This is a genomic window from Streptomyces lunalinharesii (assembly GCF_039532155.1).
GTDB lineage: Bacteria > Actinomycetota > Actinomycetes > Streptomycetales > Streptomycetaceae > Streptomyces > Streptomyces lunalinharesii.
Map to the genome: position 1 here is coordinate 18,744 of NZ_BAAARK010000002.1, position 21,263 is coordinate 40,006.

Consider the following 21,263-nt stretch of genomic DNA (forward strand, 5'->3'; position numbering starts at 1 on the left):
GGCACGAGGGCGCAGGGGCGCGGGCGGCCGGCGCTCAGCCCCCGGCCGCCGCCGTCACCGCTCGTCCTCGATACGGCGGTTGCGGCCCGCCAGCACACCCACCGCGATCTGCGGCACCATCAACCCGATCATCAGCGCGATCGGCAGGCCCCAGCCACCGCTGTGCTGGTAGAGCGTGCCGACCAGCAGCGGCCCGGGGATGGAGATCAGGTAGCCGACGCTCTGCGCGAAGGCGGACAGCTTGACCACGCCGGCGGCGCTCACGGAACGCATCCCGATCATCGTCAGGGCAAGCGGGAAGGCGCAGTTGGAGATGCCCATCAGCAGCGCCCACGCCCAGGCCCCGGCGGCCGGCGCCAACGCCAGACCGGTGTAGCCGGCCAGTCCGCAGACGCCCAGCACGACCACCAGCGGCCCCTGGTGCCGCATCCGGGCCGCCAGCCGCGGCAGCACGAACGAGAGCGGCACGCCGACGGCCATGGTGACGGCCAGCAGCACCCCCGCGGTGCCCGCCGAGACCCCGGCGTCGCGGAAGATCTGCGGCATCCACCCCATGGTGATGTAGGCGGCGGTCGCCTGGAGGCCGAAGAAGACGGCCAGCGCCCAGGCGGTCGGCGACGAGGTGATCCGTATGGGGGTTTCCGCGGTCGCCGGGGTGCCGCCCGCGGGTGCCGTGGGCGAACCGGCCGGCCGGCGCCGCACCACCACCAGCCACGGCACCACCGCGAGCACGGCGAGCAGCGCCCACACGGCCAGCCCGGTGCGCCAACTGCCGCCGAGCGCAGCGGTCATGGGGACGGTGAGCGCCGCCGCGAGGGAGGTCCCCAGGGCGAGCGCCATCGAGTAGAGCCCGGTCATCGGCCCGACCCGCTCGGGGAACCAGGTCTTGATGACCACCGGCAGCAGCACGTTGCTGACCGCGATGCCGGCCAGCGCCAGCGCGCTGGCGGCCAGGAAGCCGGGCGTACCGCCGGCGTACGGGCGCACCACGACGCCCACCGTGATCGCGACCATCCCGGCGCAGACGATCGCGCCGGGCCCCCAGCGCCGGGCCAGCCGGGGCGCGGCGAAGCCGAAGACGGCGAAGCACAGGGCCGGCACGGAGGTCAGCAGACCGGCGACGGTGCCGCTCATGCCGAGCCCGTCGCGGACCTCTTTCAGGAGCGCGCCGAGGCTGGTGATCGCCGGGCGGAGGTTGAGGGCCGCGAGGACGAGACCGGCGATCACGACGCCGGAGAGCCAGCTCGGCGCCGGGCCGCGTTCCGGGACGCGCTGGGGTGCGGCGGAGGGCTGCGCCGCGCCGGCGCCGGCGTCGGCGGGCGGGGCGGCGGGGGTCCGGGGCTCGGCGGCCGGGCCGAGGGTCGCGAGGTCTTCGTCTGCCATAGGGGTCATCATAGAATCATGGGATGAATAGTTGTCCAGCCGTAGTCGGTAGCCTCGGCTCCCCCGCACGGCGCCACGGACCCCGACGGACCGCCGTCCGCGCCGCCGCCGCCCATCCGGCCCACCGGCCCCAACACCCCGGAGCCCAGCCATGCCCTTGACCTCGCCCCGCCGGTCCGCGCTGGCCGACCAGGTGATCGCGCAGCTGCGTGCCCAGATCACGTCCGGCGACTGGCCGGTGGGGTCCCGCATCCCGACCGAGCCGGAACTCGTCGAGCAGCTCGGGGTGGCGCGCAACACCGTCCGCGAGGCGGTCCGGGCCCTGGCGCACAACGGGCTGCTCGACATCCGGCAGGGGTCGGGCACCTACGTGGTCGCCACCAGCGAACTGGCCGGGGTGATGAACCGCCGGTTCGCCGACGCCGACCCCCGGCACGTCGCGGAACTGCGCTCCGCGCTGGAGACCGAGGCCGCCCGGCTCGCCGCGCACCGCCGCACCGAACAGGACCTGCGCCAGCTCGACACCCTCCTTCAGCGCCGCGAACGGGCCTGGGAATCCGGCGCCGCCGAGGCGTTCGTGGAGGCGGACGCGACGCTGCACATGGCGGTGGTGGCGGCCTCGCACAACGACGTGCTGGCCGAGATCTACGCCGACCTCGGGGGCGTGCTGCGCGAGTTCCTGCGCGCCGACGTCGGCGACGTGCTGCGGCCCGAGGCGCACATGGACCACGCACGACTGGTGGCGGCGATCCGCGCCGGCGACGGCGAACGCGCCGCCGCCGAAGCCAGCACCCACCCCTTCGGCTGCCGGCTGGGGGCGGGGCCCCTGGGGCCCTAGGTTCTTAGGGTCCCAAAGCTCCTGGGGCCGTGGGTCCCTAGGGGAGGTCGAACAGGTCCCGTAGGGGACGGGAGCGCCCCCTGCGGGCCGCAACGCGGCGGGGGGTTGGGGGTATTCCCGCGCGGCGCCGGATGCGGCGGGTGCGGCGCGGGCAGCGGGTGCGGCGTGGGAAGCGGACGGAACGCGTACTGCCCGCCCCGGCGGACCGGGGCGGGCAGTACGGGAGTTCGGCGGTGCGGGTGCTGACGGAGCGTCAGGCGCCCATCATGTGCACGCCGCCGTCGACGTGGATGATCTCGCCGGTGGTCTTCGGGAAGAAGTCCGACAGCAGGGCGACGATGCCGCGGCCCGCGGGCTCGGGGTCGGCCATGTCCCACGCGAGCGGGGAGCGGCCGTCCCACACCTTGGCCAGGTCCGAGAAGCCCGGGATGGACTTGGCGGCCATCGAGCCGATCGGGCCCGCCGAGATGAGGTTGCAGCGGACGTTGCGCTGGCCGAGGTCCCGCGCCATGTAGCGGTTGGTGGCCTCCAGGGCGGCCTTGGCCGGGCCCATCCAGTCGTACTGCGGCCAGGCGAACTGGGCGTCGAAGGTCAGGCCGACCACCGAACCGCCCTCCTCCGGCATCAGCGGCAGGCACGCCATCGTCAGGGACTTCAGGGAGAACGCCGAGACGTGCATGGCCGTGGCGACCGACTCGAACGGCGTGTTGAGGAAGTTGCCGCCGAGCGCGTCCTGCGGGGCGAAGCCGATGGAGTGGACGACGCCGTCCAGCCCGCCGAGCTCCTCGCGCACCAGGCCCTCAAGGCGGGCCAAGTGCTCGTCGTTGGTCACGTCCAGCTCGACGACCTTGGCCGGCTTGGGCAGCTTCTTGGCGATGCGCTCGGTGAGGGTGGGTCGCGGGAAGGCGGTCAGGATGACCTCGGCGCCCTGCTCCTGCGCGACCTTGGCCGCGTGGAAGGCGATCGAGGACTCCATCAGCACACCCGTGATCAGGATGCGCTTGCCGGCGAGGATTCCGGTGGTGTTCGTCATCGTGCTCAGTGCCCCATGCCCAATCCGCCGTCCACGGGAATGACGGCTCCGGTGATGTACGCGGCCTCGTCGGAGGCCAGGAAGCGGACCGAGGCGGCGACCTCCTCGGGCTGCGCGTAACGCGCCAGCGGCACCTGCTTCACGATGTTCTCCCGCTGCTCGTCGCTGAGCGCCCGGGTCATGTCGGTGTCGACGAAACCGGGGGCGACGACGTTCACGGTGATGTTGCGGCTGCCCAGCTCACGGGCGAGCGAGCGGGAGAAACCGACCAGCGCGGCCTTGGACGCCGCGTAGTTCGCCTGCCCCGGCGCGCCCATCAGGCCGACCACCGACGAGATCAGGACGATCCGGCCCTTGCGGGCCCGCAGCATCGCCCGGTTGGCGCGCTTGACCACCCGGAACGTGCCGGTCAGGTTGGTGTCCAGGACCGTGCTGAAGTCCTCTTCGGACATCCGCATCAGCAGCTGGTCACGGGTGATGCCGGCGTTGGCCACCAGCACCTCGACCGGACCCTGCTTCTCCTCGATCTCCTTGTACGCCTGCTCGACCTGCTCGGTGTCCGTGATGTCGCACTTCACGGCCAAAAAGCCCGCCGGGGGCTCGCCCGAGCGGTAGGTGATGGCGACCTTGTCGCCTGACTCGGCGAAGGCACGGGCAATGGCCAAGCCGATGCCGCGATTGCCTCCGGTGACCAGAACCGAGCGGCTCAAGAGATCACCCTTTCCGTTTTCTGTCCGTCTTGCGTTCGGTACGAAACTATCGGTCGGGCGGCCCGTACGGAGAATCGAGCCCACACAGGGGCGCGCCCCCGTTCACTGTCGGGTCTCCACAGAAGCACGGCATGATGCATCCGCCGACTACGGGAGGATGCCGTGCCAGCCGCACCCCATGACCTTGACGAGACCTTCCGCGCACTGCCGCTGCGCGCCCTGGCCGACGCCGCACTGGCGCGGGCCCGCGCGCTGGGCGCGGAACACGCCGACTTCCGCCTGGAACGGGTGCGCAGCGCCATGTGGCGGCTGCGGGACGCCCGCACGTCGGCCACCTCCGACACCACCGATCTGGGCTACGCGGTGCGCGTGGTGCACAACGGTGCCTGGGGCTTCGCCGCGGGCGTCGACCTGACGATGGACGCCGCGGCGCGGGTGGCCGGGCAGGCGGTGGCGATGGCGAAGCTGTCGTCGACCGTGGCGGAGACCGCCGGCGTCGGGGCCCCGGGGCGCGGCGCCGGTGGTGCGGACCGGTGGGCGACGGGCGGGCGGGTGGAACTCGCCGAGGAGCCCGTCCACCCGGACCGCACCTGGGTCTCCGCGTACGACGTCAACCCGTTCGACGTGCCGGACGCGCAGAAGACCGGGCTGCTGGCCGAGTGGAGCGCCCGGCTGCTGGCCGCACCGGGCGTGGCGCACGTCGATGCGCACCTGCTGGCCGTGCAGGAGAACAAGTTCTACGCGGACACCGCGGGGACCAGCACCACGCAGCAGCGGATCCGGCTGCACCCCGAGTTCACCGCGGTCGCGGTGGACCCGGCCAGCGGCGACTTCGAGTCGATGCGGACCCTCGCGCCACCGGTCGGCCGCGGTTGGGAGTACCTCACCGACGGCGGCTACGACTGGGACGGCGAACTGGCCGCGATCCCCGGGCACCTCGCCGACAAGCTCCGCGCCCCGAGCGTCGAGCCCGGCACCTACGACCTGGTGATCGATCCGTCCAACCTCTGGCTCACCGTCCACGAGTCGGTGGGGCACGCCACGGAACTGGACCGGGCGCTCGGCTACGAGGCCGCGTACGCCGGCACGTCCTTCGCCACCTTCGACCAGTTGGGGACGCTCGTCTACGGCTCGCCGTTGATGAACGTCACCGGGGACCGGACCGCCGAGCACGGTCTGGCCACCGTCGGCTACGACGACGAGGGCGTCGCCGCGCAGTCCTGGGACCTGATCACGGACGGCGTCCTCACGGGGTACCAACTCGACCGCAGAATGGCGAAGTTGGCGGGCTTCCCGCGCTCCAACGGGTGCGCCTTCGCGGACTCCCCGAGTCACGTGCCGGTCCAACGGATGGCCAACGTCTCGCTGCGTCCGGCGCCGGACGGCCCGTCCACGGACGCGTTGGTCGCGGGCGTGGAACGCGGCATCTACCTGGTGGGGGACCGTTCGTGGTCCATCGACATGCAGCGCCACAACTTCCAGTTCACCCAGCAGCGGGCCTTCCTGATCCGCAACGGGCGGCTGGCCGGGCAGCTGCGGGACGTCGCCTACCAGGCCACCACCACCGACTTCTGGGGTTCGATGACGGCGCTCGGCGGTCCGCAGACCTACGTCCTGGGCGGTGCCTTCAACTGCGGCAAGGCCCAGCCGGGCCAGATCGCGGCGGTCTCCCACGGCTGCCCCTCGGCCGTCTTCGAGGGCGTCAACGTCCTCAACACGACGCAGGAGGCCGGGCGATGAACGCGCACCACCATTCGGGCCGCGGGTCCGGGGAGCGTCCCTGGGCCCGTCACACTCCCCACACGACGCAGGAGGCGGGTCGATGAGTCCGCGCGGTACGCGCAGCAACCAGCCGAACGAGATCGTCGAGCGGGCCCTGGAGCTGTCCCGCGCCGACGGCTGCGTGGTCCTCGCCGAGGAGCACTCCAGCACCAATCTGCGCTGGGCCGGCAACGCCCTGACCACCAACGGCGCCACCCGCGGCCGGACGGTCACCGTCGTTTCGACCGTGGACGGCGCCCGGGGCACCGCCTCCGGCGTGGTGTCCCGGTCGGCGGTCACCGTGCCGGACCTGGAGCCGCTGGTGCGGGCCGCGGAGGCGGCCGCCCGGGACGCCGGGCCGGCCGAGGACGCCCAGGCGCTGGTCGCGGACGACCGGACGACCGCCGGCTTCACCGACGCGCCGGCCGGGACCTCCCCGGACGTCTTCGCCGCGTTCGCGCCGGCCCTCGGGGAGTCCTTCCGGCAGGCCCGGGCCGGCGGGCGCGAGCTGTACGGGTTCGCCCAGCACGGCGTGGTCTCGTCGTACCTGGGCAGTTCGACCGGTCTGCGGCTGCGGCACGACCAGCCCACCGGGACGCTGGAGCTGAACGCCAAGTCGCCGGACCGCACCCGGTCGGCCTGGGCCGGCCGGGCCACCCTGGACTTCACCGACGTCGATCCGCGCGCGCTGGACGCCGAGCTCGCCCGGCGGCTGGCCTGGGCCGAGCGCCGGATCGAGCTGCCGGCCGGCCGCTACGACACGCTGTTGCCGCCGAGCGCCGTCGCGGACCTGCTGGTGTACCAGCAGTGGTCGGCGACCGCCCGGGACGCCGCGGAGGGCCGGACGGTCTTCTCCAGGGCCGGGGGCGGTGCGGGCGCCGCCGGGACCCGGATCGGCGAGCGGGTCGCCGCGCTGCCGCTGACGCTGCGCAGCGATCCGACGGCGGCCGGGCTGGAGTGCGCGCCGTTCGTCCTCGCCCACGCCTCGGGCGAGGACGCCTCGGTCTTCGACAACGGGCTGCCGCTGGCCGCCACCGACTGGGTGCGCGAGGGGGTGCTCAACCGGCTGGTGGCCACCCGGCACGGTGCGGCGCTGACCGGGCTGCCGGTGGCGCCGGCGGTCGACAACCTCCTGTTGGAGGGCGGTGGTCCGCGTGACCTCGACGCGATGGTGGCCGCGGCGGGCCACGACGGGCCGGCGCTGCTGCTGACGTCCCTGTGGTACATCCGGGAGGTCGATCCGGCGACGCTGCTGCTGACCGGGTTGACCCGGGACGGCGTCTACCTGGTGCGGGACGGCGAGGTCGTCGGTGAGGTGAACAACTTCCGGTTCAACGAGTCGCCGGTGGACCTGCTGGGCCGGGCCACGGAGGCCGGCCGCACGGAGCGGACGCTGTCGCGGGAGTGGGGCGACGACTTCCCGCGGACCGCGATGCCGCCGCTGCGGGTGCCGGACTTCCACATGAGTTCGGTCAGTCCGGGCGTGTGAGTCGGCGCCGGGCTGGCGGTGCGGGGGCCGCCGCCCGGTAGGGGGCGGGCGGCGGCGGCAACGGCCGGACCGGCGGATATCGCGGTGAGCGACGCCGTGCGGCCTAATAGACTGTCGCCCTGTCCTCCCCTCGGGGAACCACGATCGATCAGGAACGCCATGACACGCCTCGGCGAATCCGTCGCCCGCGCCCGCACGCTGCTCTCCGCAGACCTCTCCTCGGACGACACCGTCCGGGAGCTGCTCCAGGAGACCCGCGAGCGGCGCTATCTCGACCTGACGGACCTGTCGCCCACGGAGCAGGCCGAACTCATCGCGTCCCGCACGGTCGAGGTGCTGCCGGGCGTGGAGAAGCTGGCCGAGCGCATCGAGGAGCGCCGGTCGGCCGGCGAGGGCCTGCACATCAAGCTGGGCATCGACCCGACGGCGACGGACGTGCACCTCGGTCACGCGGTGCCGTTGATCATCCTGAGCCGGTTCCAGCGCCTCGGCCACGCCGTCACCCTGATCATCGGCGACTTCACCGCCAAGATCGGTGACCCGTCGGGCCGGACGGCGGAGCGGCCGCCGCTGACCGACGCGGACATCGCGCACAACCTCGCCACGTACCGCGAGCAGGTGCGCCCGTTCTTCGACTTCGAGAAGGTCAGCTTCCGGCAGAACAGCGAGTGGCTGGCGCCGTACACCTTCCCGGAGCTGCTGGGGCTGCTGGCGCAGGTGCCGGCGTCGCAGCTGCTCCAGCGCGAGGACTTCCGCAACCGGCTGGCGGCCGGCTCCGGTCTGACGATGACCGAGCTGCTGTACCCGATCGCGCAGGGTCTGGACTCGGTGGCGCTGGGCTGTGACGTCGAACTCGGCGGCTCCGACCAGCTGCTCAACCTCCAGATGGGCCGCAAGCTGATGGAGCTGCGCGGGCAGCGGCCGCAGTTGGTGGTGACCATGCCGCTGATCGAGGGCACGGACGGCAGCGGCGCCAAGATGTCCAAGTCCAAGGGCAATTACGTCGGGCTGAGCGCGCCCGCCGACGACGTCTTCGGCAAGATCATGTCGGTGCCGGACCGCCTGATGGAGCCGTACCTCAAGGCGTGGACCGAGTGGACCGACGAGGAGATCGCCCTGGTCCTGGGCCGGATCTCGGAGCGGGCGACGCACCCGATGGACCTCAAGAAGGTCCTCGCGGGTGAGGTCGTGGCGGCGCTCTACGGGCTGGACGCGGCGATGGCGGCCCGGGCCGGTTTCGTGGCCCAGTTCTCCAAGAAGTCGTTCGCCGACGTGGAGTCGCTGCCGGTCGTGGACGTCGCGGAGCACGGGGAGCTGCCGGTCGCGGCGGTGCTGACGACGGTGCTGGAGTTCACCCCGAGCGCCTCGGCGGCGCGGCGGCTGGCGAAGCAGAACGCGCTGCGGCTGGTGAGCGAGGGCGAGTCCGGTCAGTCGACGGTGGTGCTCGCCGAGGCCGACGCGGTGCGTCCGCTGGCCGAGGTCCTGGCGGAGAAGCTGTCCGGCACGGAGGGCGTCGCCTACCTCAAGGCCGGCCGCAAGTTGGCGCAGCTCACCGGGCGCTAGGCCCTTGCGGTCCGGGCCGGCCGCGCGGCCGGCCCGGACCGCTCCCTGGCCGCTCGTCCTGCGCACCGGAGCCGGCGGGCGGCTACGTCATCCGAGGTACGGAGCGGTCCGCCGACGACGTGACCCGGTCTCGTAGGGCCGGGAAGGGCGGCGTACCGTGGGATCTGACCGGAATGCGGGGAGAATCCGGCACGACGGAGCAGGTGGTGGAACGCGATGCGGAAGCACAGCGGTGGCGACGAAACCTTCCGGATCACGGGAGCGCGCCAGGGGCTGACCGAGGACGTGCGCGGGCGCCAGCGGCGGTACGTGATCTCGATGGCGGTGCGGACCCTGGCCGTGGTGCTCACGGCCGTGCTGTGGAACGTCGAGCGACCGGTTGCCATTGCAACGCTCGTGATCGGCTTGGGGCTCCCGTACGTCGCGGTGGTCATCGCCAACGCCGGTCGGGAGAACGTCCCTTCGCTGCCGTCGACGTTCGTCAAGCCCGTACGGCGGGCGCTGCCGTCGGAGCCTTCGGAATCCGTTGCGGAACGTCCGGCGGACGGGACGTCGTCGTCGCGCGAGGAACGGGGCTGAGCTTCGCTGACGGTGCTTGCTCAGCAAAGCTCAAGAAAAGCTCAGATCAATCGTGCGGTTCCGCTGCACCACGCACCATTCCCCATGACATACTGCGTACGCGCTCCGCATCCCCCGTCGGAGCGACGGACCGACGCCGGGCGGCTCCCCCCGTGGCTGCCCGGCGTCGTCATGTCCGCGGGGTGACGGCCCTGGAGAGCGGCCCCGAAGGGGCGTGCGGCGGGACGTAGGGTTGAGGCGTGAACTCCCCGAACACTTCAGAGAATTCCGTCATCTGCTCGGCCAAGGGCTGCCGTGCCGACGCGGTGTGGGTGCTGGCCTGGAACAACCCGAAGCTGCACACCCCGGACCGGCGCAAGACGTGGTTGGCGTGCGAGGAGCACCGGGAGCACCTGTCGCAGTTCCTCGCCGTGCGCGGGTTCCTCAAGGACGTGGTGACGCTGGCGGAATGGGAGCGGGTGCGGTCAGCCTCCGATGGCTGACATGGGGCGGTCCGGCTGGAGGAAGGTGGGGTCGTCGAGGCCGGATCCCGCCTTCTTGCCCCACATGGCGAGCTTCCAGAGGCGGGCTATCTCGGCGTCGGGGGCGCCGGAGCGCAGGGCGCCGCGCAGGTCGGACTCCTCGGTGGCGAAGAGGCAGGTGCGGATCTGGCCGTCGGCGGTGAGCCGGGTGCGGTCGCAGGCGCGGCAGAACGGGCGGGTCACCGAGGCGATGACGCCGACGCGGTGCGGGCCGCCGTCGACGATCCAGCGCTCGGCGGGGGCGGAGCCGCGCTCGTCCTGACCCTCGGGGGTGAGGGTGAAGCGGGTGCGCAGCGAGGTCAGGATGTCGCCGGCGGTGATCATGCCGTCGCGCTTCCAGCCGTGTTGGGCGTCCAGCGGCATCTGCTCGATGAAGCGCAGCTCGTAGTCGTTCTCGACGGCCCAGGCCAGGAGGTCGGGGGCCTCGTCGTCGTTGAGGCCGGGCATCAGGACGGCGTTGACCTTGACCGGGGTCAGGCCGGCGGCGCGGGCGGCTTCGAGGCCCTTGAGGACGTCGTCGTGCCGCTTGCGGCGGGTCAGGGCCTGGAAGACGTCGGGCCGGAGGGTGTCGAGGGAGACGTTGACCCGGTCCAGGCCGGCGGCCTTCAGGGCGGCGGCGGTGCGTGCCAGGCCGATGCCGTTGGTGGTCAGGGACATCCGGGGCCGCGGCGCGAGGGCGGCGACCCGCTCGACGATGCCGACCAGGCCGGGGCGGAGCAGGGGCTCGCCGCCGGTGAAGCGGACCTCTTCGACGCCGAGGTCGCGCACGGCGATGTCGATCAGCCGGACGATCTCGTCGTCGGTCAGCAGGTCGGGCTTGGCCAGCCATTGCAGGCCCTCTTCGGGCATGCAGTAGGTGCAGCGCAGGTTGCAGCGGTCGGTGAGTGAGACGCGCAGGTCGGTGGCCACGCGGCCGTAGGTGTCGATGAGCATCTGGCCCCCTCCCCAAGAGTCCGGCTCGGTCCGTCGATCAGTACGCCTTCGAGACTACGCGATGGTTCCGACGGTGAGGAGGCGTGAGAAGCACGAGGTGGGCGGGGTGGCGTCGTAGGTCTCTACGATGCCACCCCGCCGGTGCCCTGTGCGGACGACTCAGTGCGCGCCGGTGCCGGTCAGGGAGCGGACTTCCAGTTCGGCGTACTTGGCGGCGTCCGGTGCCTCCCGGGAGAGGAGGGAGCCGAGCCAGCCGAGCAGGAAGCCCAGGGGGATGGAGATCAGGCCCGGATTCTCCAGGGGGAACACCGCGAAGTCGGCGCCGGGGAACATCGAGGTCTCCTTGCCGGAGACGACGGGCGAGAAGAGGACCAGCAGGACGGAGGAGAGCAGGCCGCCGTAGATGGACCAGAGGGCGCCCTGGGTGGTGAAGCGCTTCCAGAAGAGGCTGTAGAGGAGGGTGGGGAGGTTGGCGGAGGCGGCGACCGCGAAGGCGAGCGCCACCAGGCCGGCGACGTTCAGGCTGCGGGCGAAGACGCCCAGGACGATGGCGATCGCGCCGATGCCGACGGTCGCCCAGCGGGCGGCGCCGACCTCTTCCTGCTCGGTGGCCCGGCCCTTGCGCAGGACGTTGACGTAGAGGTCGTGGGCGAAGGAGGAGGACGAGGCGAGGGTGAGGCCGGCGACCACCGCGAGGATGGTGGCGAAGGCGACGGCGGAGATGACGGCGAGCAGGACGGCGCCGCCGGTGGAGCCCGCGCCGCCGCCGATCTCCTGGGCGAGCAGCGGGGCGGCGGTGTTGCCCGCCTTGTTGGAGGCGGTGATGGTGCCCGGCTTCAGGAGGGCCGCGGCGCCGAAGCCGAGGGCCAGGGTCATCAGGTAGAAGACGCCGATGATGCCGATCGCCCAGTTCACCGACTTCCGGGCGGCCTTGGCGGTGGGGACCGTGTAGAAGCGGATGAGGATGTGCGGCAGACCGGCGGTGCCCAGGACGAGGGCGAGGCCGAGCGAGATGAAGTCGATCTTCGAGGTGGCGGTGGCGCCGTACTTGAGGCCGGGTTCCAGGAAGGCGGAGCCCTTGCCGCTGTTCTCGGCGGCGGCGCCGAGCAGCGCGGAAAGGTTGAAGTGGAACCGCCACGCCACCAGGAAGGTGATCAGCAGGGTGCCGGCAATCAGCAGGACGGCCTTGACCATCTGGACCCAGGTGGTGCCCTTCATGCCGCCGATGGTGACGTAGAGGATCATCACGATGCCGACCAGGACGACGACGAGGATCTTGCCCGCTTCGCTGGTGATGCCCAGGAGCAGGGTCACCAGGGCGCCGGCGCCGGCCATCTGCGCGAGCAGGTAGAAGATCGAGACGACGATGGTGGAGGTGCCGGCGGCGGTCCGGACGGGGCGTTGGCGCATCCGGTAGGCGAGGACGTCGCCCATGGTGAAGCGGCCGGAGTTGCGCAGGGGTTCGGCGACCAGGAGGAGCGCGACGAGCCAGGCGACGAGGAAGCCGATGGAGTAGAGGAAGCCGTCGTAGCCGAAGAGGGCGATGGCGCCGGCGATGCCGAGGAAGGACGCGGCGGACATGTAGTCGCCGGAGATGGCCAGGCCGTTCTGGAAGCCGCTGAACTGCCGTCCGCCGGCGTAGAAGTCCTCCGCGCCCTTGGTCTGCCGGCCGGCCCAGACGGTGAGGCCGAGGGTGGCGGCGACGAAGACGGCGAAGAGGGTGACGATCAGGGTGCGGTGCTCGCCGGCGCCGCCGGCGGCGAGGTGCTGGGTGAGGTTCATGCGCCGGCCTCCTGCACGCCGGTCTGCTCGGGGTCGTCCTTGGGAGCGTCCTTGGGAGCGCCCTTGGGGGCGTCGGCCGCGTGGACCGGGGCCGGAGTGGCGGCGGTGCCCTCCAGGCGGGCCTTGATGGCCTCGGCCCGGGGGTCGAGGCGGGCGGCGGCGTGCCGGGAGTACCACCAGGCGATCAGGAAGGTGGTGGCGAACTGGGCGATGCCGAGGACGAAGGCGACGTTGAGGTGGCCCGCGACCTTGGTGGCCATGAAGGCGCCGGCGTAGCTCGACAGCAGCACGTAGCCGAGGTACCAGAGGACGAAGGCGACGGTGAGCGGGAAGGCGAACGAGCGGTGGGCGCTGCGGAGTTCGGCGAACTCCGGGCTCGACTGGACCTGTCGGTAGTCGGGCGGGTCGTGCTGTCCCGGGTCGGCGTTGGGTGCGGTGATCACGGGTCTCCTGACACTCGGTGAGCTGGTGCGGGGCCGACGATAAGCCCTGGATAAGTGACGTGGATCACGCATCGTAGGACGGTCGGACACGATGCGACAGACGATGGATGGTTGAATTCCTGAAGAAATCGGGGGAATGGCCGCACCGGCCGCCACCGGTCGGGCGACGCTTCGTTAGCCGGTCATGACTCCGCCGCCCCCGCAGGACCCGCCTGCGCACGCCCCGCGTCGGCGCCCGTACGGCAGCGTCCACCTGGCCGCCCCGATCGCCGCCACCCCGTCGCGGCCGCGCCCCGGGGCGGACGCCCGGCGCTGGTACGGCCCGCGGATCCCGCTGCCGCCGCTGAGCATGGGCACCCTGCGGCACCGCGGCGGAGCGGGGCGGCGGGACTGAGCGCACGGGCCCGCTCCGGGGCGTGCGCCTATACCCGAACCGGCGCCTGACCGTCCGTCAATTTGCCGCCCCTATGAGGTTTTCCCTGCATTCCATTGCTGTGCGTCGGTGATCGCCGATAGCTTCACCTGTCATGCACCCGCCTGTGCGCGCCCCGCGCACGGGCGGTCCGACGGATGAGGTGGAGTACCCATGGCACGTCCCCTTGCACATCCCCGGAACAGACGCCTGCGGGCCCTGGCCGTCCCGCTCGGGCTGGCACTGACCGCGTCGACGGGCTTCCTCGGAGCCCTCCCGGACGCGGTCGGCGCCGCACCGCCGGACAGTGGCCCGCTGCTGTCGTACGTCGTGAACACCGTCCCCGGCCACGCCACCGTCGACGCCGTCGAGCGGGCGATCGGCCGGGCCGGCGGCAAGGTGATCACCGCCCACGAGCGGATAGGCGTGATCGTCGCCCATGCGGCCGACCCCCGGTTCGCCGCCACCCTGCGGACCGTGCCGGGCGTGCAGTCGGCGGGCGCGACCCGCACCGCACCGCTCAAGCAGTCCGGCACCACCGACATCGGCACCCCGCAGAAGATCACCGCGGCCCAACTCGCGGCGGCGCAGAAGACCGCGAAGGCCACCGGCGAGGAACCGCTGGAGCCGCTCCAGTGGGACCTCCCCGCCATCGGGGCCGACCGGGCCGCGAAGGTGAACCCGGGTAGCCGCAAGGTGACCGTCGGGGTCATCGACACCGGCGTGGACGACACCCACCCGGACCTCAAACCGAACTTCTCCGCCCGGCAGTCCGCGAACTGCGTGGGCGGCGTGCCCGACACCTCGCCGGGGGCCTGGCGGCCCTACGACCCGGTCGAGGACGCCCACGGCACGCACGTGGCGGGCACCATCGCCGCGGCCCGCAACGGCATCGGCGTGGCCGGCGTCGCACCGGGCGTGAAGGTGTCCGCCCTCAAGGTGAGCGAGCCCAAGACCAGCCTGTTCTACGCGGAGAGCGTGGTGTGCGCCTTCGTCTTCGCGGCCGACCACGGCATCCAGGTCACCAACAACAGCTATTACGTGGACCCGTGGATGTTCAACTGCAAGGACGACGCCGACCAGGCGGCCATCGTTGACGCGGTCGGCCGGGCGGCGAAGTACGCGCAGGACAAGGGCGTGGTCAACGTCGCGGCGGCGGGCAACGCCAACGCCGACCTCGCGGCCGACAAGCTCACCGACACCGGCAGCCCCAACGACTCCACGCCGGTCAACCGCACCCTCAGCCCCAAGACCTGCTGGGACGTGCCGACCCAGCTGCCCGGGACGGTGACGGTCGCGGCGACCGGATCGCACCGCTTGAAGTCCGGCTACTCCAACTACGGCCTGGGCCAGGTCGACGTGGCCGCGCCCGGCGGCGACACCAAGCAGGTGCCGGACCTGCCGGCCAAGAACGGCAACGTGCTCTCCACCATCCCCGGTGGCGACTGGGCCTTCTACGCCGGCACGTCGATGGCCTCCCCGCACGTCGCGGGCGTGGCGGCGCTCCTGAAGAGCACCCACCCGAAGGCCAGCGCGCAAGAGATCCAGTGGCTGCTCAAGCAGCAGGCCGACAACCCCGGGTGCCCGGCGGGTGACGCCACCTGCACCGGCACCCCGCTGGTCAACAGCCACTTCGGCTACGGGATCGTCAACGCGCTGAAGGCGGTGCAGTAGCAGGCGGGACCGCCTCCCGCCCCGCCCGTCGCCCCGCCCCGCCCGCCGGTCACACGGTGCGCCCCAGATACGCCGCGAGCCGGTCCGCCGCGGTGGCACCGGGCGGGGCGGGGCGCTGCGGGGCGAACGAGCCGCCCTCGGTGCGGGGTGCGGCCCCGTAGATCCGGTGCGCCGCCGCCAGGATCTCCTCGGCGACCTCCGGGGCCAGCCCGGTCGGGGCGCCCAGCGCCCGCGCCACGTCCCAGCCGTGGGCGAGGAGTTCGACCACCACCTGTTGGACGAGGAGGGCGCCGGGCGCCTCGTAGGGGCCGAAGGTGCGGGTGAGCATGCCGCTGCCGCGGAAGGTGGCGAGCGCGGTGTGGGTGGCGTCCTCGAAGGCGGTGCCCGGGTCGTCGCCCAGGTGGTCGGCGGCGTGGTCGGTGCGCGGCGTCCCCTCGGCGATCGAGGTGACCATCAGGCTCTCCCACACGAGGTGGTCGAGCAGTTGCCGGACGCTCCAGTCGGCGCACGGGGTGGGTCGGGCGAGGTCCGCCGGGCGGACGCCGGCGACCAGTGCGCCGACGGCCCGCGCGACCCGCTCGTAGGCGTACAGCACCCGCTCCGGGTCGGGGGCGCCGAACGCGGTGCGGTCCACCAGGACGGGGGTGCGGTGGGCGCGCAGGGCGGCGGCGGTCCAGGTGCCGGCGGTGTCCCAACGCGGCGGGGCGGGGCGGCCGGTGGCGGTGCACAGCAGCCGCCAGTACCGCTCGACGAGGGGTTCGGCGGCGGTCCGGAGCTGGTCCAGCAGTCGGGTCCGGGCGGCCGGGCCGTCCTCGGTGGGCGGGTCCGGGGTGCCGGCCTGGGTGGGGAGCCAGGCGGCCACCAGCTCGGCGACGAGCGGGGCGGCGGCCGGCGAGTCCGGGGCGATGCCGTCGGCGACGGCGGTCTCGGCGAGGGTGCGCAGCACGGTGGCGACGCGCCGGGCGGCGTCCGCGTCCGCCGCGGGGTCGCCGTCGGCGGGCGGCGCGGTGCGGGCGCTGTAGGCGGCCAACCGGCGCAGGGCGGCGCCGAGTTCGGGGTCGCGGACCAGGGCGGCCAACTCGATCCAGGCGGCCAGCTGCTCGGGGGTGGGGTCGTCGGGCAGGTCGGGGGTGGCGGCCAGCAGGCCGCTGCGGTAGGCGGGCGCGGGCACGCCGTCCAGGGCGTCGTCGACGAACGCGGCGACGATCCGGCGGCGTTCCTCGGCGGACAGGCGGGCGGTTCGGGTCATCCCGGGGAGTTCCTCTGCGGTGCTGCCCCGCGCGGCCACGGCCCTCAGGACGGCGCGCCGGGAGCGCAGCGCGGCGATCTGCGCGTCCAGGACGTCCGCCGAGCGCTCCGCCGTGTCGGCGAGGGTGCGTTCGCGGTCCAGGACGGCGCGGATGGCGGCGGTGCCGACGCCCAGGTCGCGCAGGCTGCGCACGATCTCCAGGCGGGCCGGGGCGTCCGGTCCGTAGAGGCGGTAGCCCGCGGGGGTGCGGGCGGCGGGCGGCAGCAGGTCCTGGTCCGACCAGTTGCGTATGGTCTTGACGGAGACGCCGGTCAGGCGCGACAGCGCGCCGATCGACAGCAGTTCCGTGCCGTCCTCGTACATGCCCCCACCTTCGGGTCTCCCACGGGGGGAGACTCAAGGGGCACGCTACGCGAGGGCCGGGCGGGGCATCGGGGGGACCGGGTCCCGCGGGCCGGCCGCCGCCAACACCCCGACGGCCAGGGCGCATTGGGCGGCCGTGTAGGTGAGCATGATCCAGAACTGCGGGGCGGGCAGCTGCGGCCACCGGGCGATGCCGCCGGCGATCAGGGAGTCGGAGAGCAGGAAGAGCAGCCCGCCGACGGCGGCCCAGGGGGCCGTCCAGAGCGCGCCGAACGCCATCACGGTGAGCAGCAGGCTGTATCCGGCGACCGGGATCCGCAGGTCGGCGGGGAGGTCCGGCCACAGCAGGACCACGGTGACGACCAGGGCCGCCGCGTACAGCCCGGCGGCGCCGGCGGTGCGCGCCCGGCGCCGTCCGGGCGCGCCGGCGGGCCCGCCGGCGCGTCCCCGGCGGCCGTGCCGGGCGAACAGCGCCAGGTAGCAGAGGTGGCCGGCGGCGAACGACGCCATGCCGACGAGGAACGCGGTGCCGCCGCCGATCTGGAGGAAGGTGTCGCCGCCGCAGCCGAAGAGCAGCGCGCCGGCCAGCAGCGGCGGCCCGCCGCGCAGCAGGACGTGGGCGGCGAGCAGCGGCATCAGGGCCGGTTTGGTGAGGTGCACGACGGTGTCGGCCAGGGCCGCGGGGCCGCTGCCGGGCGCGGCGCCGGCGTGCGCCACCAGGGCGGCGAGGTGGCCGACGCCCAGGACGGCGAAGACCAGCAGCAGGGCCCGGGCGGCGCGGGGCCGGGGCGCGGGCGCCCTCACGCGGCGGACTCCCCCACGGCGGGCTCGGCGGCGCCGGTGCGGTCCGCGGCCGGGCGCACGCCGGCCGGCCCGCCCGGCTGCTCGGCCGCGGCGGCTGCTTCGGCGGCCAGCGCGGCCCGGACCCGGGCCGGTTGCCAGCCCGGTCCGCGGAACACCAGCCCGACGCGCTCGCTCCAGCTCTCCGCGGCCCGGACGTCGCGGGCGATGGCGGCGTACTCGTGGGTGGCGACCCGCAGCGGGTTGAAGGTGTTGATGTTCTTGGTGAGGCCGTAGACGGGCCGCTCGGTCTCGGGGACGAACGAGCCGAACATCCGGTCCCAGACGATCAGGATCCCGCCGAAGTTGCGGTCCAGGTAGCCGCCTTGGGAGGCGTGGTGGACGCGGTGGTGGGAGGGCGTGTTGAAGACGAACTCGACGGGGCGGGGCAGGGTGCCGATCCGCTCGGTGTGGACCCAGAACTGGTAGACGAGGTTGGCGCCGGAGGTGAAGGCGATCGCGGCCGGGTGCACGCCGAGCGCGACCAGCGGCACGTAGAACGGCCAGACCGTCCACGTCGTCCAGGGCTGCCGCAGTGCGGTGGTGAAGTTGAACTTCTCGCTGGAGTGGTGGACCACGTGGCAGGCCCACAGGACCCGGATGACGTGGTGGCCGCGGTGCGACCAGTAGTAGAAGAAGTCCTGGGCGAGCAGCATCAGGGGCAGCGTCCACCACAGGACGGGGAGGCGCAGCGGGGTCAGTTCGTAGACCGCGGCGTAGATCGCCACGATCGGGATCTTCCACAGCGCATCGAAGACCAGGCTGCCCAGCCCCATGCCGACGCTGGTGGCCGCGTCCTTCGCCGCGTAGCCCTCGGCGTCGTCGTCGGGGTGCAGGCGGTAGCTCACCATCTCCACGACGGTGAGCAGGACGAAGGCGGGTACGGACCACAACACGACATCGGGCAGGTGCGGCATGCCCCGCACCATAAAGGCGTCGACGGGCGTCCCGCTAGAGGTTGTTACTGAGAAGTATGTAAGACGTGGTGTCAGCTTCGGGGCGCGGACGTACCGGCGGTAGCCCCGGGCGGTCGCCCGGCACCCGCCGGCGGTGGCGGGTGCCGCGCGGCCGGGGCCTCACCAGATCCGTACCGAGGCCCCCGGCGCGAAGGCCGGGCTGGTGGCGTCGGGCGGGGGTGCGGTGAGGGGGACGGCGATCTCGGTGGTGGTCGGGCCGCAGCGGGCCGCGATCCGGGCCAGGGCGGTCGGGTCGAAGCCGTAGACGCGGGCCGCGTTGCCGCCGACCATGGCGGCGACCTCGGTGGGCGGGACGTCGGCGTAGGCGGCGCGCAGGCCGTGTCGGGAGTACGGGTGGGTGCCCTCGTCGTGGGGGTAGTCGCTGCCCCACATGATCTTGTCGAGGCCGATCCGGTGGCGCAGCGGGACCTCGTGGGGGCGCATGAAGCTGGCGCCGACGTAGCAGTGGGCGTGCCAGATCTCGGTGGGGGTGCGGTCCAGGGAGGCGGCCAGGCCGGCGCCGAAGCGGGCTTCCGCGGTGTCGGCGCGGGCCCCGGTGGCGACCAGGCGGCCGTGGTAGTAGTCCAGCATGTCCAGGACGCCGGGGATCCAGCCGGAGCCCTGTTCGGTGAGGACGAGGGTCAGCCCCGGGTGGCGGGTGAAGACCCCGCCGAAGATCAGGTGCCACAGGGCCCGGTGGGAGAACCACGTCGTCTCGACCATGAACACCGCCCGGGCGGCCGGTTCGTCGCCGAGCGGCGGGGAGGCCGAACCGGCGTGGTGGTTGACGGGGACGCCGAGCTCGGCGCAGACCGCCCACAGCGGGTCGTAGTACGGGGAGTGGAGTTCCGGCAGGCCCGACCCGGGTGGGGTGCCGGGGAGCATGATGCCGCCGGTGAGGCCGGCCTCCTTGGTCCGGCGGACCTCGCGGACCGCCTCCTCGACGTCGTTGAGGAGGATCTGGGCGACGCCCGCGCGGCGCCCGGGGGCCTCGGCGCAGAAGTCCGCGAGCCACCGGTTGTGGGCGCGCAGCCCGGCCCAGCGCAGGGCGAAGTCGGTGCCGGTGGGCGCCGGTGCCATCAGGGACGCGCTGGGGAAGAACGGCGGGATGGTGTTGGGGAAGACCACCTCGGCGACGATGCCGTCGGCTTCCTGCTCGGCCAGGCGGCGGGCGGAGTTCCAGTTGCGGTCGGCGGTGTCGCCGAGCAGGTCCTCGTGCGGGTTGACGTAGGTGGCGGCCCAGGCGTCGAACTCCTCGTGGTGGCGGGCCGGGAGGTAGGAGCGGTAGTCCAGGAGGTCGGCGCCGGCGTGGCAGTCGGCGGAGATGACGGTGTAGCGGGGCGCGTCGGCGGTGGCGCCGGTCACGGCGGCGGCGTCAGGCACGGGTCACCCCCACGAACGGGAAGTCCCGTCCGGTCAGCCAGTGGCGGCCGGTCTCGCGGGCGGGGCGCCAGGCCGCCTCGACCGCGCTCTGGTCGGCCGGTTGGCCGAGTTCCGCCGGGGTGGGGCCGATGCGGCGGGCGTGCGGGGCGAGCCGGTCCGCGTCGAAGCCGAAGACCTCGGCGGCGGAGGTGCCGAGGATGCGCCGGGTCTCGGTCACCGGGATGTCGTGGAAGGTGTCCGCCAACCACTGCCGGGTGCGCGGCCAGGTGCCCTCCGGGTGCGGGAAGTCGCTGCCCCACAGGATGTTGTCGACGCCGATCTCGTAGCGCTGGGCCAGTTCGCGGCGTTTGGTGTTGGTGGCGCAGACGAAGACGTTGCGGTCGAGGTACTCGTGCGGGGGGCGGCGCAGCCCGGCGAACGGGGACAGCTTCTTGCCGCCGTGCGCGCCCAGGTAGAGCCGGTCCATGAACCACAGCAGGTTCGGCAGCCACCAGCAGCCGGACTCGGCGACGCCGAACCGCAGGCCGGGGTGGCGTTCGAAGACCCCGGACCAGAGCAGGAACCACAGCGGGCGGGCCGGCCACCAGGTCACCTCGGTGACGAAGATGCCCAGGTGGTCGCCGTACTCCTCGCGCGGCGCGGCGCCGGAGTGTGTGAGCACCGGCATGCCGGCCTCGGCCGCGGCGGCCCACACCGGGTCGTACCGCCGGTCGTGGTAGGGCGCGCCGGCGCCCCACATGGCGGGCACCATCAGGGCCCCCAGCCCGTCGGCGCGGGCCCGGTGGACCTCGGCGACGACGGTGTCGACCTCGCCGGTGAGGGGCAACAGGGCGACGCCGCAGTGGCGTTCGGGGTCGGTGGCGCAGAACTCCGCGAGCCAGCGGTTGTGGGCCCGGGCGCCGGCCATGCCCAGCTCCGGGTCCTGGTCACCGGTCAGGCCCAGGCCGACGCCGAAGGGCGCGGCGGTCGAGCTGTCCACGGCGTCCGCGTCCGGGAAGACGACCTCGGCGGCCACCCCGTCGCCGTCGAGTTCCTTGGCCCGTTGTGCCGGGTCCCAGCCGCCGCGCAGCCCCTCCTCGTGCTCCTCGAACCACTGGGTGGCGAAGGTCTCGTTGCGGACGCCGAGCCGGGTCATGGCCGCGCGCCGGGCGTCCCGGCCGGCGAGGAAGTCGTCGAAGGCCCGGTGGAAGCGGTGCTCCAGGTAGGGGCGGTACTCCTCGGTGGGCAGTCCGGCGTGGCAGTCGGAGGAGACGATCAGGTACGGGTCCCGGGGGTCGGGGCCGGCCGGTGGGCCGTCGTGCGGGGCGCGGCGCGCCGTGGTGGTGTCCTGGTACGGGTCGCTCATGGCGGT

At 73.2% G+C, this 21,263-nt stretch carries 18 protein-coding genes and 1 pseudogene; 8 read left to right on the plus strand and 11 right to left on the minus strand.

Annotated features, from left to right (window positions below; all coding sequences use genetic code 11):
- Positions 1-54 precede the first annotated feature (54 nt).
- Positions 55-1,383 (minus strand): CynX/NimT family MFS transporter, encoded by a 1,329-nt coding sequence (locus ABD385_RS04105; protein ID WP_344573538.1) that lies wholly within the window; start codon positions 1,381-1,383, stop codon positions 55-57.
- A gap of 151 nt (positions 1,384-1,534) precedes the next feature.
- Between ABD385_RS04105 and ABD385_RS04110 the strand changes: the two genes are divergently transcribed.
- Positions 1,535-2,221, plus strand: a complete 687-nt coding sequence (locus ABD385_RS04110; protein WP_344573539.1) for a FadR/GntR family transcriptional regulator — start codon at positions 1,535-1,537, stop codon at positions 2,219-2,221.
- A gap of 253 nt (positions 2,222-2,474) precedes the next feature.
- Here ABD385_RS04110 and fabI read toward each other — a convergent pair whose 3' ends face one another.
- Complete coding sequence (gene fabI / locus ABD385_RS04115; protein ID WP_344573540.1) at positions 2,475-3,254, minus strand: enoyl-ACP reductase FabI; 780 nt, start codon at positions 3,252-3,254, stop codon at positions 2,475-2,477.
- 5 nt (positions 3,255-3,259) lie between these two features.
- Positions 3,260-3,964: a 3-oxoacyl-[acyl-carrier-protein] reductase gene (fabG, locus tag ABD385_RS04120; RefSeq protein WP_344573541.1), complete on the minus strand. Its 705-nt coding sequence runs from the start codon at positions 3,962-3,964 to the stop codon at positions 3,260-3,262.
- Positions 3,965-4,126: 162 nt separating this feature from the next.
- Between fabG and ABD385_RS04125 the strand changes: the two genes are divergently transcribed.
- From ABD385_RS04125 to ABD385_RS04145, 5 genes are all read left to right on the plus strand, one after another.
- Complete coding sequence (locus ABD385_RS04125; protein ID WP_344573542.1) at positions 4,127-5,704, plus strand: TldD/PmbA family protein; 1,578 nt, start codon at positions 4,127-4,129, stop codon at positions 5,702-5,704.
- An 82-nt stretch (positions 5,705-5,786) separates the two neighbouring features.
- Positions 5,787-7,214: a metallopeptidase TldD-related protein gene (locus ABD385_RS04130; protein ID WP_344573543.1), complete on the plus strand. Its 1,428-nt coding sequence runs from the start codon at positions 5,787-5,789 to the stop codon at positions 7,212-7,214.
- Between the two features lie 159 nt (positions 7,215-7,373).
- Complete coding sequence (tyrS, locus tag ABD385_RS04135; RefSeq protein ID WP_344573544.1) at positions 7,374-8,777, plus strand: tyrosine--tRNA ligase; 1,404 nt, start codon at positions 7,374-7,376, stop codon at positions 8,775-8,777.
- Positions 8,778-8,993: 216 nt separating this feature from the next.
- Complete coding sequence (locus tag ABD385_RS04140; RefSeq protein ID WP_344573545.1) at positions 8,994-9,356, plus strand: DUF3099 domain-containing protein; 363 nt, start codon at positions 8,994-8,996, stop codon at positions 9,354-9,356.
- A gap of 239 nt (positions 9,357-9,595) precedes the next feature.
- On the plus strand, positions 9,596-9,838 hold the full coding sequence (locus tag ABD385_RS04145; protein WP_344573546.1) for a hypothetical protein: 243 nt from the start codon (positions 9,596-9,598) through the stop codon (positions 9,836-9,838).
- On the opposite strand, the gene moaA is transcribed toward ABD385_RS04145, so the two are convergent.
- The 3 genes and pseudogenes from moaA to ABD385_RS04160 all read right to left on the minus strand — a co-directional run.
- On the minus strand, positions 9,821-10,810 hold the full coding sequence (moaA, locus tag ABD385_RS04150; RefSeq protein ID WP_344573547.1) for a GTP 3',8-cyclase MoaA: 990 nt from the start codon (positions 10,808-10,810) through the stop codon (positions 9,821-9,823). The genes ABD385_RS04145 and moaA overlap by 18 nt on opposite strands.
- Before the next feature lie 159 nt (positions 10,811-10,969).
- On the minus strand, positions 10,970-12,592 hold the full coding sequence (locus ABD385_RS04155; RefSeq protein ID WP_344573548.1) for a solute symporter family protein: 1,623 nt from the start codon (positions 12,590-12,592) through the stop codon (positions 10,970-10,972).
- 101 nt (positions 12,593-12,693) lie between these two features.
- Positions 12,694-13,035: pseudogene (locus ABD385_RS04160) on the minus strand (DUF485 domain-containing protein); the annotation flags it as partial.
- Between the two features lie 184 nt (positions 13,036-13,219).
- Between ABD385_RS04160 and ABD385_RS04165 the strand changes: the two are divergent.
- Together ABD385_RS04165 and ABD385_RS04170 are read left to right on the plus strand one after the other, a co-directional pair.
- Positions 13,220-13,429: a hypothetical protein gene (locus ABD385_RS04165; protein ID WP_344573549.1), complete on the plus strand. Its 210-nt coding sequence runs from the start codon at positions 13,220-13,222 to the stop codon at positions 13,427-13,429.
- A gap of 192 nt (positions 13,430-13,621) precedes the next feature.
- Positions 13,622-15,121, plus strand: a complete 1,500-nt coding sequence (locus tag ABD385_RS04170) for a S8 family serine peptidase (protein ID WP_344573550.1) — start codon at positions 13,622-13,624, stop codon at positions 15,119-15,121.
- Positions 15,122-15,170: 49 nt separating this feature from the next.
- On the opposite strand, the gene ABD385_RS04175 is transcribed toward ABD385_RS04170, so the two are convergent.
- The 5 genes from ABD385_RS04175 to ABD385_RS04195 all read right to left on the minus strand — a co-directional run bounded on the left by ABD385_RS04175 (position 15,171) and on the right by ABD385_RS04195 (position 21,257).
- Entirely contained in the window at positions 15,171-16,733 is a 1,563-nt protein-coding gene (locus ABD385_RS04175) for a TIGR03086 family metal-binding protein (protein WP_344573551.1), read from the minus strand.
- Positions 16,734-16,778: 45 nt separating this feature from the next.
- On the minus strand, positions 16,779-17,537 hold the full coding sequence (locus ABD385_RS04180; protein ID WP_344573552.1) for a lysoplasmalogenase: 759 nt from the start codon (positions 17,535-17,537) through the stop codon (positions 16,779-16,781).
- Positions 17,534-18,490, minus strand: coding sequence for a sterol desaturase family protein (locus tag ABD385_RS04185; protein ID WP_344573553.1), 957 nt, complete (start codon positions 18,488-18,490; stop codon positions 17,534-17,536). The genes ABD385_RS04180 and ABD385_RS04185 overlap by 4 nt, the downstream gene beginning before the upstream one ends.
- A gap of 159 nt (positions 18,491-18,649) precedes the next feature.
- A complete protein-coding gene (locus tag ABD385_RS04190) occupies positions 18,650-19,912 on the minus strand; it encodes an amidohydrolase family protein (RefSeq protein ID WP_344573554.1) in 1,263 nt (420 codons plus the stop codon).
- Positions 19,905-21,257, minus strand: a complete 1,353-nt coding sequence (locus ABD385_RS04195) for an amidohydrolase family protein (protein ID WP_344573555.1) — start codon at positions 21,255-21,257, stop codon at positions 19,905-19,907. Before ABD385_RS04195 ends, ABD385_RS04190 begins: the two co-directional genes overlap by 8 nt.
- Between the last annotated feature and the right edge of the window lie 6 nt (positions 21,258-21,263).

What these genes read in the sequence shown, in the direction of transcription:
- ABD385_RS04105 (WP_344573538.1), bottom strand. Translation starts at nt 1,383, where the DNA reads ATGGCAGACGAAGACCTCGCGACCCTCGGCCCGGCCGCCGAGCCCCGG.
- ABD385_RS04110 (WP_344573539.1), top strand. Translation starts at nt 1,535, where the DNA reads ATGCCCTTGACCTCGCCCCGCCGGTCCGCGCTGGCCGACCAGGTGATC.
- fabI (WP_344573540.1), bottom strand. Translation starts at nt 3,254, where the DNA reads ATGACGAACACCACCGGAATCCTCGCCGGCAAGCGCATCCTGATCACG.
- ABD385_RS04130 (WP_344573543.1), top strand. Translation starts at nt 5,787, where the DNA reads ATGAGTCCGCGCGGTACGCGCAGCAACCAGCCGAACGAGATCGTCGAG.
- tyrS (WP_344573544.1), top strand. Translation starts at nt 7,374, where the DNA reads ATGACACGCCTCGGCGAATCCGTCGCCCGCGCCCGCACGCTGCTCTCC.
- ABD385_RS04140 (WP_344573545.1), top strand. Translation starts at nt 8,994, where the DNA reads ATGCGGAAGCACAGCGGTGGCGACGAAACCTTCCGGATCACGGGAGCG.
- moaA (WP_344573547.1), bottom strand. Translation starts at nt 10,810, where the DNA reads ATGCTCATCGACACCTACGGCCGCGTGGCCACCGACCTGCGCGTCTCA.
- ABD385_RS04155 (WP_344573548.1), bottom strand. Translation starts at nt 12,592, where the DNA reads ATGAACCTCACCCAGCACCTCGCCGCCGGCGGCGCCGGCGAGCACCGC.
- ABD385_RS04165 (WP_344573549.1), top strand. Translation starts at nt 13,220, where the DNA reads ATGACTCCGCCGCCCCCGCAGGACCCGCCTGCGCACGCCCCGCGTCGG.
- ABD385_RS04170 (WP_344573550.1), top strand. Translation starts at nt 13,622, where the DNA reads ATGGCACGTCCCCTTGCACATCCCCGGAACAGACGCCTGCGGGCCCTG.
- ABD385_RS04175 (WP_344573551.1), bottom strand. Translation starts at nt 16,733, where the DNA reads ATGTACGAGGACGGCACGGAACTGCTGTCGATCGGCGCGCTGTCGCGC.
- ABD385_RS04185 (WP_344573553.1), bottom strand. Translation starts at nt 18,490, where the DNA reads ATGCCGCACCTGCCCGATGTCGTGTTGTGGTCCGTACCCGCCTTCGTC.
- ABD385_RS04195 (WP_344573555.1), bottom strand. Translation starts at nt 21,257, where the DNA reads ATGAGCGACCCGTACCAGGACACCACCACGGCGCGCCGCGCCCCGCAC.